The organism is Streptococcus gallinaceus (genome assembly GCF_040545695.1).
In the GTDB taxonomy this organism is placed as follows: Bacteria; Bacillota; Bacilli; order Lactobacillales; family Streptococcaceae; genus Streptococcus; species Streptococcus gallinaceus.
Genome location: NZ_JBEPMK010000005.1, coordinates 1 through 13,757 on the forward strand (window position 1 = coordinate 1; position 13,757 = coordinate 13,757).

The following is a 13,757-nucleotide window of genomic DNA, read 5'->3' on the forward strand; positions in this document are numbered from 1 at the left end:
ATAACAAGAGAAGCAAAACAAAATTAAAAGGACTGAGTCCCGTTCAATACAGAACTCAATCCTGTGCTTAAAATATAGTGTCCAACTTTTGGGGGCAGTACAAAATCTGTCAAGGACTTTGCTATTCTGAGGGCAAAGTCCATCTGTATCTTATAAGCCCATTTTGAGATTGAAGAAAGTTTTCATCCGTGAGTAGGCTAAATTTGAGCCGACAAAGTAGACATGATCACCTTTTTCAATCTTACCATACGGTCCAGGAGAAAGAACGAATTCTCCTTCATGTTCAATCGCAATGATGGTTGCACCCGTCAAATGCCAAATATTTAGCTCGCTCAGCGGTTTTCCAAAATGCTCTGTATCTTGGCTAACGATAATCTCATATGGCGTCAATGGGTATTGGCGACTAATGGATTGACTTTGGAGCAAAAATTCATTGACTAGAAGAGACAAATCTTCCATCTGCTCTTGCTGGTCCTTGATATTTTTTCGGATACGCTCCTTAATCACTGCAATCGAATGAGTGCTTTCGTACTTATCCAAAAACTCAATCGCTTTTTCTTGCGACAAGACAATTGCTCCGCTGCCGTGTTTGAGGGTGACAATTTTCAAGTCCGCCAAAATATTCAATGCTTTTCGCGTCGTCTCCGGAGAAACGTTAAATTGAGCAGACAAGGTCGAACGTGACTTCAACTTTTCGCCAGCTTCGTAATCCCCATCGGCAATGCGCTTGGCAACTTCTATCGCGATTTGTTGGTACTTTGATTCTTTGACTGTTGACGATTGTTTCTGCATTTTCAGTTGTCTCCTTTCGTAAATTTCTTATCTATTAAATCACAATTTTATATTTTTTTCAATATTTAGTGATGATTGACTGCACAAAGAAGAGCTGGTGTTCCAGCTCTTTTTCTATCTCATAACTATTCTTTTTCTGAATGTTGTGCGACGAATTCTTTTGTCTTTTCTGCACCAGTCGCTGCTGCTTCTTTGATTTTTTCAGCAGATTGACTTGCAAATTCACCCGTTGCTTGTGCAGCGTCTGTCAAGCGATCTTGAACCGTTACAGATGACTTTTCAAATTCTTCTTTGGTTTGAATATCCACGACATTGACGTTCAACTCAATCACTTTCAAGTGGGTCATGACTTCAACATTTTGGGCCACGATACCTTTCATACTTTCAACAATGGCTGGGATGTCTTTTCCGTATTCCACGATGACGTTCAAGTCTACAGCAACTTCTTCAGAACCAACTTCAACATTAACGCCATCTGTCACTGAATCCGAATTAACCAAGTTGTTTTTCAAATTTGAGAAAAATCCGCCATTAACAGCCAAGAGACCATCAACGTTTTCCAATGCATGCCCAACAATTTTTTCAATGACAAGGTCATTGTAAGTAAGGTTGCTTTTCATATTTTGTACATCTGTCATAGATTATTTCTCCTCATCAGTTGATTTTTTCAAGCCGTCTACTGCACCTTTTACAGTGTCCTTAACATCTTCAATCGTTTCTTTGACTTTACCAGCCAATTTTTCAACTTTACCTTCGGTTTCGACTTCTTTGTCGCCAGTCAATTTACCAAGACCTTCTTTTACAGATCCAGTTACTTGGTCCAATTTTGCATCGAATTTTTCTTCTGACATAGTTTGTTCCTCTTTCTTTTTTAAAAAATTATTTGACACGTGGTTCAGGTTTGAGGTCTTCTACCTTTTCAACACCTGTACCAACTGCTGTTTTAACGTTTTCTACTTGATTTGAAGCAAAGTTTGTCGTTGCTTGTGCTGCGTCTGTCACGCGATCTTGCAAGCTGATAGAGTCCGCTTCATGCTGCGCACGTGTTTTGATATCCACCACCTTGACATTTACTTCTACGACATCCAAGTCGGTCATCTTTTTCACTTCAGATTCAACAATGGCCTTGATGTCTGCGTAAATAGTCGGCAAGTGTTTTTGGTACTCTGCTACGATATCTAAATCCACAGCCACTTGTTTTTTACCAACTTCGACTGAAATCCCATCTGTTACAGACTCAGTATTGACCAACTTATCTTTTAGATTGGCAAAGAAGCCACCGTTGACAGCCAAGAGACCATCTACATGTTCAATCGCTAAGCCGACAATTTTTTCAATAACCTTGTCTTCAAAAGTGAGCTGGCCGCGAACTGCTTCCGTCGGAAGAGTTGATGTATTTTTTACGTAAGTATTCGTTGTCATAGTATTCCTCTTTCGTTATTTAAATTGATTGACTAACTTTGAAATCAAACCTGTCCGTTGGCAATAATTTCCCAACAAGACGCCAAAAATTGTAAATAGTATTAGAAAAATTGTTTTCAAGAACCCAACTGTTAAGAAGAGAAGTGCCAAGAACAGTCCCAAGCCCCCTCCTATAAGCGGGTATCGATAGGTTTTGAATAAATCCATTTCTTCTCCTTATAAGACGCGGTTGACAACACGGCCTGTTTGCCCAGCTGTCTGCAACTCGTCTACAAACACTTTGAAATTCACTGGTCTATCAACACCGATATACTGTTGAATGCCGTCCTCGATAACTTTTTTTGCACCTACTGCCGCATTTGCAAATCCTACTTCATTGGTCACAGCACCTTTGACATGCACCTTGAATTTCTTCTTGTACATGGTCACCGTTACACTTGGATGGACCAATAGATTTGACTCAAGGATGCAGGTACGAATGTAGCCTTCAAGCGCTGATTTCTTCAACAATAAGGAAGTGTCTTTTTCCAACAATGGAATTTCTGTGTAGGTCCGTGGGTAAAAGATGACCACTAGAACCGTCACAAGAATGATAGCGATGAAGATAAGGGCTAACCAGAAGTAAACGAAATGATAGTGTTCTTCTATAAAAGTAGGCAGTTGTAAATCCGTATTCAACCAAGCCCATTCACTCGGAAGTATCAACTGGCGCTGGCTGGCCACAACTACAAATGCAAGTAGACTGACTAATAGAAGACTTGCAAGGCTGTAGAGCCATTTCAGGGTCTTACTCATATCAGTTCCTACTTTCTAGTTTGATTTTCTAAGAAAGAAGGATACCACAGCAACCACGATAACTGCACCTAGGATTGATGGAACCAAGGCCATACCTGCCAAGTTTGGTCCCCATGCACCAAAGATAGATTGTCCGACAGATGAACCGATCAAACCGGCAACGATGTTGGCGATCCAACCCATCGAGCCACCTTTTTTAGTAATCGCTCCTGCAACTGCACCGATAAGTGCTCCGATAAGTAATTTCCAAAGAATCATAATTTTTCTCCCTTTTAAACAAATAACAAAGAATGCAATACCGATGGTATATGACAATAATAAGAATATTCTTTGTGGTTTGTACCACATAAAATATAGTGGGTTATCCTACGAATCCTAACCTAACAACATTATATAATGTGAGCTTTTACTCGATTGTTATTTTTTGTTGTAGTGACAACTTGTTTTATATTTTATATTGTCATTATATCACACTAAAAATAAATTGCAAGTGTTTTGCTCATTTTTTTAAGAGGTTGGAAAAGTGTGTTTTTCTGAAAAAGTTGGAATTTACATCTTTTCTGTTTATATAATGGTAAAACAATTACTTGAAGAATGCTGATTTATAGCCTTTTTTCTGCATTTTAGGCCATATCTTTGACAAAAGTGACATCACATGTTATTCTTTATGTGTTCTGTTTTTAAAAGCAGATTATTTTTATTTCAAAGTGACACTATCTTTTACCTTTGTGTTGCTTATGAATGGAGGAACAATGAAAACAATTTTAGAAGTAAACCATTTGACAAAAGTTTTCGGGAAAAAGCAAAAAGCCGCTCTCGAGATGGTCAAACAGGGAAAATCAAAAGAAGAAATTTTGAAAAAGACAGGTGCAACTGTCGGTGTCTACGATGCGAATTTTGACATTAAAGAGGGCGAAATCTTCGTTATCATGGGACTTTCCGGCTCTGGTAAGTCCACACTGGTTCGAATGCTCAATCGATTGATCGAACCATCATCTGGTCAGATTCTCTTAGGTGATAAGGATATCTCTAAGCTCAATGACAGCGACTTACGCGACATTCGTCGCCACGATATCAATATGGTCTTTCAGAGTTTTGCCCTCTTCCCACATAAAACCATTCTTGAAAATACCGAATTTGGTTTGGAATTGCGTGGTGTAGAAAAAGAAGAACGCCGTCAAATCGCCGAACGCGCTTTGGATAATGCCGGCCTCCTGACTTTCAAGGATCAGTACCCAAATCAACTTTCAGGTGGGATGCAGCAGCGGGTCGGATTGGCACGCGCTCTTGCTAACAGCCCTAAAATCCTCTTAATGGATGAGGCTTTCTCTGCCTTAGACCCTTTGATTCGCCGCGAAATGCAGGATGAATTGCTTGATTTGCAAGAAAATCAGCAACAGACCATCATCTTTATCAGTCATGACCTCAACGAAGCTCTTCGTATCGGTGACCGGATTGCCTTGATGAAGGATGGGAAGATTATGCAAATTGGCACAGGTGAGGAAATCTTGACCAATCCAGCCAATGACTTTGTCCGTGAATTCGTCGAAGATGTCGACCGTTCTAAGGTCCTCACTGCGCAAAATATTATGATTAAGCCTATCACCACTACCATCGGAATTGACGGACCTCAAGTTGCCTTGAACCGCATGTACAACGAAGAAGTTTCCATGCTGATGGCCACTGACCGCCGCAGACACTTGCTTGGTAGTGTCACGACTGATGCTGCTCTAGAAGCTCGTAAAAAAGGAATTCCATTGGCTGATGTGGTTAATACCGATGTCGTGACGGTCTCAAAAGACACGGTCATCACCGATATCATGCCATTGATTTATGACTCGTCTGCTCCAATCGCTGTCACCGATGACAACAATCGTCTACTGGGTGTCGTGATTCGAGGCCGTGTCATCGAAGCCTTGGCCAACATCCCCGACGAGAACAACTAATAGTGAAGGAACTGATTTATGATTGAAAATATATTAAAAACAAAAATTCCGGTAGCACCGGCTGTCGAGTCTTTGACAGAATGGGTTACCAAAACTTTTGCAGGATTTTTTGACCTCTTGCAAGCTGGTGGAAATGGATTGATGGATTGGACGACAAATACACTTCTCTTCATCAACCCACTCCTCTTCATGGCACTCATCGCTCTTGCTCTCTATTTCTTAACGAAAAAGAATTGGAAAATGCCAGCCTTGACGCTGCTTGGACTCTTCTTTATCTACAACCAGGGTCTTTGGGAACACATGATTAACACCCTTGTCTTGGTGCTGGTAGCCAGTCTGATTTCGATTATCATCGGTGTGCCACTCGGCATCTGGATGGCAAAAAATGCAACCGTGAAACGAATCGTCAATCCGATTTTGGACTTCATGCAAACAATGCCTGCCTTTGTTTACTTGATTCCTGCCGTTGTCTTTTTCGGGATCGGTATGGTACCAGGGGTATTCGCCTCTGTTATCTTCGCCCTTCCGCCAACTGTTCGCTTCACCAACTTAGCCATTCGTGAAATCCCAACTGAGCTAGTTGAAGCCTCGGATGCATTTGGTTCTACCCCAAGTCAAAAATTATTCAAGATTGAGTTACCTCTTGCCCGCAACACCATCATGGCCGGTGTCAACCAAACCATGATGCTCGCCCTTTCCATGGTCGTTACCGGATCCATGATCGGTGCCCCTGGACTTGGACGCGAAGTCCTTTCGGCTCTACAAAAAGCAGATGTCGGAAATGGATTCGTATCTGGTTTCGCCCTTGTTATCCTAGCCATTGTACTCGACCGCATTTCTCAACTCCTCAATCACCAAGGAAAAGAAAATGATCAAACTGGCAAATGGGTCGGCATCGTAGCCCTGGTTCTCTTTATCGGAGCAGCTTTGGGACGTAGCTTTACAACCATGAACACAGATGCCACTACCAAGGACAAAACGATTCGTATCTCCTATGTACAATGGGATTCAGAAGTCGCTTCTACCAATGTCATCGGTGAAGTCTTAAAACAAGCCGGTTACAAAGTAGACATGATTCCTCTTGACAATGCTGTCAGCTGGCAATCTGTCGCAAATGGAAATGCCGACTTTACCACCAGCGCTTGGCTCCCCGTCACACATGGTCAGCAATACAAAAAATACCAAGACAAGCTCGAAGATCTTGGCCCTAACTTAGAAAATATCCGACTCGGTCTCGTAGTTCCAAGCTATATGACCGATGTCAATAGTATTTCAGACCTGTCTGACCAAGCAAAAAAATCCATCACCGGTATCGAACCAGGTGCAGGTATTATGGATGCAGCCAAGTCTGCCAAAAAAGAGTATGACAATCTCTCAGATTGGGAACTGACTGCCTCCTCTACAGGTGCCATGACTTCTTCATTGGACAAGGCAATCCGCAACAAAGAAGAAATCGTTGTAACAGGCTGGTCTCCTCACTGGATGTTTTCAAAATACGACTTGAAATACCTTGAGGACCCTAAAAAGTCATTTGGCGAAGCTGAAAATATCAATACAATTGCTCGTAAAGGCCTGAAGAAAGACGCTCCTGAAGTCTATCAAATTGTTGATCGATTCCATTGGACCCAAAAAGATATGGAGTCTGTCATGCTCGAAATCAACAACGGAAAAACTCCTGAAGAAGCTGCCAAAAATTGGATTAAGCAAAATAAAAAAATCGTCCAAGAATGGACAAAATCCTAAACACAACTAACCACTACTAGTCTTTTTAACCCCTAAAACAAATAGAACCCCGGACCCTCGTCCCGGGTTTTATTTTCCTGCAAAGACCTGCGGACTCAAAAATGGTATACTGTAACTAATAAAAGAGGGCCTACTATGAAAGATATTACCATTCTCGTTAATCAACATTCTGGAAAAGAAGAAAAAGAACAGATCGTCGATAGCATCCTGGAGTATTTTAAAGAAAATACCGATATAACCGTTACTGTTCTCTATCCCGAGACAGCCGAGGAGATGCAGACGTTTGCCAAGGAAGCCTGCCAAAACAAGGTTGACATGATTATTCCGCTAGGTGGAGATGGGTCTATCAGCCTGGTCTGCACAGGGATTTTTGAAGGTGGTGGACATTCACGATTGGGTCTCATCCCGACTGGTACGGTCAATAATTTCGCAAAATCTCTGGGGATTCCTCTTGACCTCCCTAGCGCTTTGGACAATCTACTCAAGGGACACGAAGTCGCATTTGACCTCGCTCAAGTCAATGACCGCTACATGATTTCCAGTATGACACTTGGCCTCATGGCCGATATTGCTCTCGGGGTTACCTCTGAAAACAAGCGCAGATTTGGCTTTCTAGCCTTCCTATTTGCCGGATGGTCCATTTGGTGGCAGCAACAAAGCTACAAACTCTTTTTAGATTTCAACGGCCAACGATTGAAATACCGGACAAAAATCCTGCTCCTCACCATGACCAATCACATCGGTGGCAAGGAGGGATTTGCTCCTTCTGAACGCTATGACGACGGCCTTTTCACCGTCTATATCCTTAAAAAACTGCACCTCATCCGCTTTATGTGGTTCTACTTTGTTCGCAAAGGCGAGTTCAAAGACTACCGACACTGGGACCAATTTCGCACTTCTCAGCTAGAGATTCATAACCGTTCGAAAAACAAATACCACAATCCCGTTACTCGTATTGATGGCGACACGGCTAGCACTCTACCCGTTACCGTCACCATGCACGAAAAAGCCATTCGCACCATGGTACCTACAACAGCATAACCAAGTAAAACCACCACTTCCGCAGGAAATGGTGGTTTTACTATTCTACTTCTTCTCATTTTCCCTCTGTCTGACTCCACAGACTGACAAAGCGATGGGTTAACTGGGCTGTCATTCCCCATATATTTTCTGGTAAATCTTCGTAAAAAGGAATGAGGCGATTGTGGTGGCTAAACTGATAATTGGCCCCACCCGTGATGCGTTCAAAAGGGAAAGCCGAATCCGTCTTAATCGTAGCCTCCAAGGTATGGTAAACCGGTGGATTGTCCTGCAAAGTTTGCACCGGTACGGTAAAGAGGTGGGCTACCTCTTCATTGGGACGAATGCTTTGCCAATCTGGAACCTTGAGCTGCCCAACAAAGCAACGAATCGTTCGCTCTTGGTAGACGATATAATCCATCTCTCCCCAAATCTCGACGACTGATTCTGCCACATTGAGCTCCTCAATCGTTTCACGAACAGCCGCTGCTTGAAAGCTCTCGTCCTCCTCCACTCGTCCACCGGGAAACGACACCTCCCCAGGCTGCGAAATCGCCTGACTGCGCAATTCATAGAGAATCTGCCACTGGTCATCCTGCCAGATTAGGGGCAAAAAAACAGCATACACCTTTTCCTGACCCAAGGGTTGGGCTACATAGTCTTGAAAAAACAACTTCAAATCCTTCATCCCATATCCCCTAAAATTTCTCTTTCTATGACTGCCAAAACGCCTGATTCATCATTGCTAGGCGCCTGATAATTGGCAACTCGAGCGACATTTTCAGGACAACCTGCCATGGCATAAGAATTGCGCGTCCAAGCCAGCATCTCCAAGTCATTGTCGCTATCTCCAAAGGTCATCATCTCATCTGGTGAAATTCCCCACTGTTGCCCTAAAAACTGCAAGGCTGTCCCTTTATCAATACCGGACTGGATGATATCAATAAAGTGAAAACCGCTTGATACCGCACGCGCTTGCGGCCCTCCAACTTGATTGAGCTCCGCTACCAAGGCGGCAATATTCTGGTCAGGCACGTCCAAGGTCACGATGCAAAACTGATCTTGGGGCAAATCCGCAAAGCTATCCAACTCTTGCCAAGAATAATTGTGTTTCTTCACAATCTTCTTAAAATCCTCTGGCGCTGACGCTTCAAAATAAGCAGTATCCAGCCCGCCAATCATGCAACGAGAAAGCAAGTTTTTCTGCCCCAAAAGCCCCAGCATGGCTTCTACAACCGAGTTTTCAAAATGATACTCCTGCACCAAGTTCCCATTTTCATAAATCTTATTTCCAATTTCTGAAACGATGGTCATCTGATCCAAGTAAGGCTCAAAGAAGCTCTTTATCTGATGAAATTGATTGCCCGAACTGGCAACGATTTTCATATCGCGACGGACCAATTCATGAAAAATGCGGTCAAATCGTTCGCGGTCATAATCATTTTCTGAGTTCAAAAAGGTGCCGTCCATATCGAAAGCGACTAGTTTGATCATACTTCTTCCTCTATTCTACTCTTTGGACCAATCCAAGTGCATAAAATCGGTCATTTCTTGATAGGCAGCATCAACTCTCGCCTTAGTATCCTCATCCAACTGAACTCTGTGTTGGCCACCTTCGATGAAATCTTCCAGAACAAAAGTTTGATAGGTATAAAATGGTCCACCATCTGCAGCGTATTGGCCATTTGGCACACGACTAACCCATGTTGGATGTGCTGTTGCCGTCTGGATACGCGTTTTCCCTGCCTTTTTCTCAAAGGTAACATCCATCAAAACTCCACGCTCGGTCCACTGGGCATTGTTGACCCCTTCCATGGTTTCCAGGCGCTGGTTTGAAATGAAGTTTCCCATTGAATAAATAATGAGCTTTTTATCCCCATCTTTTTCCACAATTTCCGATGGCTCTGCCACATGCGGATGCCCACCAAAGACCACATCTGCACCCCAGTCTACCATTTTGTGGTAGAGCTCAACCTGCTCTTGTGTCGGCTCAAGCTGGTACTCAACGCCCATTTGCGGCATGATAATCGTGACATCCACCTCTTTCTCAGCACGCTCAATCTCCGCCTTCATCCGAGACTCATCCATATCGGACAGATAAGACTGGTATTCTTCTGGTGTCAAATTCCCTTCCATTCCGTTAAATCCATAGGCATACGCTAAAATGGCCACCTTAATCCCATTTACCTCACGAATCAATAGCGGAGCAGAAGACCGATTTCCCTCAGGATAGACACCAACTGTGCCAACACCTAAGTCTGTAAAAGTTTTTGCGGTTGAAATCAAACCCGATAATTGAGAATCCAAAATATGATTGTGCGCCAAGTCTACCACATCATATCCTGCGTCTTTGATTGCTGTCGCAACTGATGCAGGGGCATTAAACAAAGGATAACCTGCAAGCGGAAATTCTGACGAAATAGTCCCTTCAAAGTCCGCAATCGCTAAGTCTGCCTGCTCAATCCAAGGCTTGACATAGGTGAAATTTGTCGAAAAATCATACGAACCATCTGCTTGCTGGGCGCTCATGTAGAGTGCATCATGATAGAGCAAGTCCCCATGTGCCATGATACGTGCCGTTTGTGTTGATTCCTGTTTCTTTTCAGACGAGGATACCGCAGCCGATGAGGAACTCACTTCCTGATGTGTTCTCATCGGCTTTTTCCATCCAAATATGGCAACCCATCCACCAACCACCGCTAGCAAAATACCTAAAACCAGAGCAATTTTCGCTCTTTGTTTTTGCCGACGTCGCCGCTGTCTTTCGCGCTCTGTTCTTCTTCCCATGTCGATACCTCCTGTTTCTTCCAGTATACTCTATTCTTTGCCTTTTGAAAACAACAAATCAGGCTAATCTCCTAGCCTGATTTCTCCTATTCACTAATGTACTGCAACTTCCCACGGAAATCTTCTAGACTGCCATAGCCCTTTTCTTCCATAATAGATTGTAATTCCTGCGTAATTCGTTCAAAAGCGTACAAGCCTTCTTTTTGGAGGGTTGTCCCCAGTTGAACCATACTTGCTCCACAGAGAATATGCTCAAAAGCATCGCGTCCTGTCAGGACACCTCCCGTCCCAACGATTTGAATTGATGGATTCAGACGTTGGTAGAAAGCATGGACATTGGCCAAGGCAGTTGGTTTGATGTACTGACCACCAATCCCACCAAATCCATTTTTTGGCTTGATGACAACTGTCTCGTCTTCGATATAAAGACCATTTCCGATGGAGTTGACACAGTTGACAAACTTAAGCGGGAATTGATTGAAAATCGCTGCTGCCTGATCAAAATGCACCATGTCAAAATAAGGGGGCAACTTGATGCCCAGAGGCTTTGTGAAGTAGACAAAAACGTCTCTTAAAATCCGTTCCGTCATCTCAAAATCATAGGCAATCTGCGGTTTACCCGGCACATTTGGACAAGAGAGATTGAGCTCTGTCAAACCTCTAAAGTCACTGTCTTGAATGGTCTTCAAAATCGTATGTGTCTCTTCAGGCGACATCCCCACCACAGAAAGGACAAACGTTCGCTCGCTATCTGTCTGCTGCAAGTCCAAGAGATAGTTGAGATAGTAGTTCAACCCTTGATTGGGCAAGCCCATCGAATTGATAGAGCCCAAGGGAACATTCTGATAGCGTGGTTCTGGATTCCCCGCACGCTCTTCAAGGGTTGCTGTCTTAGTCACAAAGGTCCCTGCTGCAGAGTTCTTCACCCCGTCCAGCTCCTCCTTGGTCATACACCAGACACCCGCCGCATTCATGAAACAGTTGTCAAACTCCAAACCAGCCAAACTTGTTTTTGTCGAAACCATAGTCTTCTCCTTTAATTTTTTTCATTATAGCATAGAAAAGAAATTTGATTTCCACTTCAACTGTAAATTGGGAGGGAACATTCGGCTTTTGAATTTTTTTGCAAAAAATTGTCAGAAAATTCAACTTTTTACTTTACAAATGATTTTCCCGGTGCTATAATAATCCCATAAATTAAATTGTCAGACAATTTAATAAATCTAATTATTAAAAGGGGAACAGTTATGACAACTGCTAAAGAATACATCCAAACCTCATTTGAAGGCGTAAAAGCACGCAACTCCCACGAAAAAGAATTCCTCCAAGCGGTGGAAGAACTTTTCAATACCTTGGAACCTGTTTTCGAAGCACACCCAGAGTACATCACTGAAAACATCTTGGCTCGTATCGTTGAGCCAGAACGTGTCATTTCATTCCGTATCCCATGGACAGACAAAGACGGAAATGTACAAGTCAACCGTGGTTACCGTGTCCAATTCAACTCCGCAGTTGGTCCATACAAAGGCGGTCTTCGCTTCCACCCAACTGTTACACAATCTATCTTGAAGTTCCTCGGATTTGAGCAAATCTTCAAAAACGTCTTGACTGGTCTTCCAATCGGCGGTGGTAAAGGTGGTTCAGACTTCGACCCTAAAGGTAAAACGGATGCTGAAATCATGCGTTTCTGCCAAAGCTTCATGACTGAATTGCAAAAACACATCGGTCCGTCACTTGACGTACCTGCTGGTGATATTGGTGTCGGCGGCCGCGAAATTGGTTACATGTATGGTCAATACAAACGCATCCGTCAATTTGATGCAGGTGTATTGACTGGTAAACCTCTTGGATTTGGTGGCTCACTCATCCGTCCTGAAGCAACTGGTTACGGTCTTGTCTACTTCACAGACAACATGCTTCAAGCAAATGGAAAATCATTCGACGAACAAACTGTTCTTATCTCAGGTTCAGGTAACGTAGCACAATACGCAGTACAAAAAGCTACTGAACTCGGTGCCAAAGTAATTTCTGTATCTGACTCAAATGGTTACATCATCGACGAAACTGGTATCGACTTCGACCTCCTTTGCGACGTGAAAAACAACCGCCGTGCTCGTTTGACAGAATACGCTGCTGAAAAAGCAACTGCTACTTACCACGAAGGTTCTGTATGGGAATACGACGGACACGTTGACATCGCCCTTCCATGTGCCACTCAAAATGAAATTGACGGTGAAAAAGCAGCTCGTCTCGTGAAAAACGGCGTTTACTGTGTGGCTGAAGGTGCCAATATGCCATCTAACCTTGATGCGATCAACACTTACAAGGAAAACGATGTCCTTTACGGATTGGCTAAAGCTGCCAACGCTGGTGGCGTTGCTGTATCAGCCCTTGAAATGAGCCAAAACAGCCAACGCTTGTCATGGACTGCCGAAGAAGTGGACAACCGCTTGAAAGACATCATGGCAAACATCTTCAACACTGCTAAAGAAACAGCTGAAAAATACGACCTTGGCAAAGATTACCTTGCGGGTGCGAACATCGCAGCATTTGAACAAGTTGCTGACGCCATGATTGCACAAGGTTTGGTATAAGATAACAAACTAAAAACCACTCAAATGAGTGGTTTTTGTCTGTTCTAAAATTACTCTATCAAATCGCATCCGCATCATTGGTCGCCCAATAAACATTATTGTAAGTGAAACGATAGGTGTCTGAGTCATCAACGCCATAATACAGGGTCAAATGAACTTTTTCACCTGGCTTGATTTTTTCTGGCATGTCTTTACTATAAGTCTGATAGTCTAACACATAGTAGCCGCTAGTATCATCACCGTACACCGAGAACTCGTACTCATCAAAATAGTAGTCCTCGCCGCTAGTATTTTCAAGCGTCAGCGTCACGACCAAGGCTTTGTCCAAGCTATCATCCACTAGGGTGTCTGCATCTTTGACTTCCATTGACTCTACTTTGATGGATAAGTCTGCTAATTCAGCAGTCTCTCCAATGGAGTACTCATCGTATTCTGACCAGTCCATGCTTGTTTCATAATTAGTGTCCTTGTGCTCATCTACAAATTCGTTAACCGTCTGACTACCAAGCGCTAACAGAAGAAATCCAACTACAACGGACAAGAGCAAGGAAATAACCAATCCCGCGATACTGGTCCAAAACAAGGGTTGACGGTGAAGTGGATTTTTACGATAGTAAACCTGTCCATCTTCAACAATAAATTCTTTTGGAAACATATT

17 protein-coding genes are annotated in these 13,757 nt (G+C 43.2%); 5 read left to right on the forward strand and 12 right to left on the reverse strand.

Annotated features, from left to right (window positions below; all coding sequences use genetic code 11):
- Positions 1 to 71: IS3 family transposase (locus tag ABID27_RS07085; protein WP_354281430.1), on the forward strand; the 71-nt coding region annotated here is incomplete at its 5' end.
- A gap of 79 nt (positions 72 to 150) precedes the next feature.
- Here ABID27_RS07085 and ABID27_RS07090 read toward each other — a convergent pair.
- The 7 genes from ABID27_RS07090 to ABID27_RS07120 form a co-directional block, all read right to left on the reverse strand.
- A complete protein-coding gene (locus tag ABID27_RS07090) occupies positions 151 to 792 on the reverse strand; it encodes a GntR family transcriptional regulator (protein WP_354281213.1) in 642 nt (213 codons plus the stop codon).
- A 125-nt stretch (positions 793 to 917) separates the two neighbouring features.
- Positions 918 to 1,430 (reverse strand): Asp23/Gls24 family envelope stress response protein, encoded by a 513-nt coding sequence (locus ABID27_RS07095; protein ID WP_354281215.1) that lies wholly within the window; start codon positions 1,428 to 1,430, stop codon positions 918 to 920.
- Between the two features lie 3 nt (positions 1,431 to 1,433).
- The gene (locus ABID27_RS07100; RefSeq protein WP_354281217.1) at positions 1,434 to 1,643 is read right to left on the reverse strand and encodes a CsbD family protein; all 210 of its coding nucleotides are present in this window, start codon (positions 1,641 to 1,643) and stop codon (positions 1,434 to 1,436) included.
- Between the two features lie 28 nt (positions 1,644 to 1,671).
- On the reverse strand, positions 1,672 to 2,214 hold the full coding sequence (locus ABID27_RS07105) for an Asp23/Gls24 family envelope stress response protein (protein ID WP_253365632.1): 543 nt from the start codon (positions 2,212 to 2,214) through the stop codon (positions 1,672 to 1,674).
- Between the two features lie 15 nt (positions 2,215 to 2,229).
- Positions 2,230 to 2,421, reverse strand: coding sequence for a DUF2273 domain-containing protein (locus ABID27_RS07110; RefSeq protein ID WP_354281219.1), 192 nt, complete (start codon positions 2,419 to 2,421; stop codon positions 2,230 to 2,232).
- Positions 2,422 to 2,430: 9 nt separating this feature from the next.
- Positions 2,431 to 3,009: an alkaline shock response membrane anchor protein AmaP gene (amaP, locus tag ABID27_RS07115; RefSeq protein WP_354281221.1), complete on the reverse strand. Its 579-nt coding sequence runs from the start codon at positions 3,007 to 3,009 to the stop codon at positions 2,431 to 2,433.
- Between the two features lie 15 nt (positions 3,010 to 3,024).
- Positions 3,025 to 3,267 carry a GlsB/YeaQ/YmgE family stress response membrane protein gene (locus ABID27_RS07120; RefSeq protein WP_301282838.1) on the reverse strand — a complete coding sequence of 81 codons (243 nt, stop codon included), beginning with the start codon at positions 3,265 to 3,267 and terminating at the stop codon, positions 3,025 to 3,027.
- Between the two features lie 494 nt (positions 3,268 to 3,761).
- On the opposite strand from ABID27_RS07120, the gene ABID27_RS07125 reads away from it, so the two are divergent.
- The 3 genes from ABID27_RS07125 (at position 3,762) to ABID27_RS07135 (ending at position 7,739) form a co-directional block, all read left to right on the forward strand.
- Positions 3,762 to 4,955, forward strand: coding sequence for a quaternary amine ABC transporter ATP-binding protein (locus ABID27_RS07125; RefSeq protein WP_354281223.1), 1,194 nt, complete (start codon positions 3,762 to 3,764; stop codon positions 4,953 to 4,955).
- 21 nt (positions 4,956 to 4,976) lie between these two features.
- The gene (locus ABID27_RS07130; protein WP_354281432.1) at positions 4,977 to 6,698 is read left to right on the forward strand and encodes an ABC transporter permease/substrate binding protein; all 1,722 of its coding nucleotides are present in this window, start codon (positions 4,977 to 4,979) and stop codon (positions 6,696 to 6,698) included.
- 135 nt (positions 6,699 to 6,833) lie between these two features.
- Positions 6,834 to 7,739 (forward strand): diacylglycerol/lipid kinase family protein, encoded by a 906-nt coding sequence (locus ABID27_RS07135; protein ID WP_354281225.1) that lies wholly within the window; start codon positions 6,834 to 6,836, stop codon positions 7,737 to 7,739.
- 55 nt (positions 7,740 to 7,794) lie between these two features.
- Here ABID27_RS07135 and ABID27_RS07140 read toward each other — a convergent pair whose 3' ends face one another.
- The 4 genes from ABID27_RS07140 to ABID27_RS07155 all read right to left on the reverse strand — a co-directional run bounded on the left by ABID27_RS07140 (position 7,795) and on the right by ABID27_RS07155 (position 11,530).
- Positions 7,795 to 8,406: an NUDIX hydrolase gene (locus tag ABID27_RS07140; RefSeq protein WP_253365622.1), complete on the reverse strand. Its 612-nt coding sequence runs from the start codon at positions 8,404 to 8,406 to the stop codon at positions 7,795 to 7,797.
- On the reverse strand, positions 8,403 to 9,212 hold the full coding sequence (locus ABID27_RS07145) for a Cof-type HAD-IIB family hydrolase (protein ID WP_354281227.1): 810 nt from the start codon (positions 9,210 to 9,212) through the stop codon (positions 8,403 to 8,405). Before ABID27_RS07145 ends, ABID27_RS07140 begins: the two co-directional genes overlap by 4 nt.
- Positions 9,213 to 9,227: 15 nt before the next feature.
- Positions 9,228 to 10,505, reverse strand: coding sequence for a CapA family protein (locus tag ABID27_RS07150; RefSeq protein WP_354281229.1), 1,278 nt, complete (start codon positions 10,503 to 10,505; stop codon positions 9,228 to 9,230).
- 86 nt (positions 10,506 to 10,591) lie between these two features.
- Positions 10,592 to 11,530 carry a dihydroorotate oxidase gene (locus ABID27_RS07155; protein ID WP_354281231.1) on the reverse strand — a complete coding sequence of 313 codons (939 nt, stop codon included), beginning with the start codon at positions 11,528 to 11,530 and terminating at the stop codon, positions 10,592 to 10,594.
- 222 nt (positions 11,531 to 11,752) lie between these two features.
- Here ABID27_RS07155 and gdhA point away from each other — a divergent pair, with 222 nt between their 5' ends.
- On the forward strand, positions 11,753 to 13,099 hold the full coding sequence (gdhA, locus tag ABID27_RS07160; protein ID WP_354281233.1) for an NADP-specific glutamate dehydrogenase: 1,347 nt from the start codon (positions 11,753 to 11,755) through the stop codon (positions 13,097 to 13,099).
- Between the two features lie 58 nt (positions 13,100 to 13,157).
- Here the strand turns inward: gdhA and ABID27_RS07165 are convergent, their stop codons facing one another.
- Positions 13,158 to 13,754: a DUF4352 domain-containing protein gene (locus tag ABID27_RS07165; RefSeq protein ID WP_354281235.1), complete on the reverse strand. Its 597-nt coding sequence runs from the start codon at positions 13,752 to 13,754 to the stop codon at positions 13,158 to 13,160.
- Positions 13,755 to 13,757: the final 3 nt, after the last annotated feature.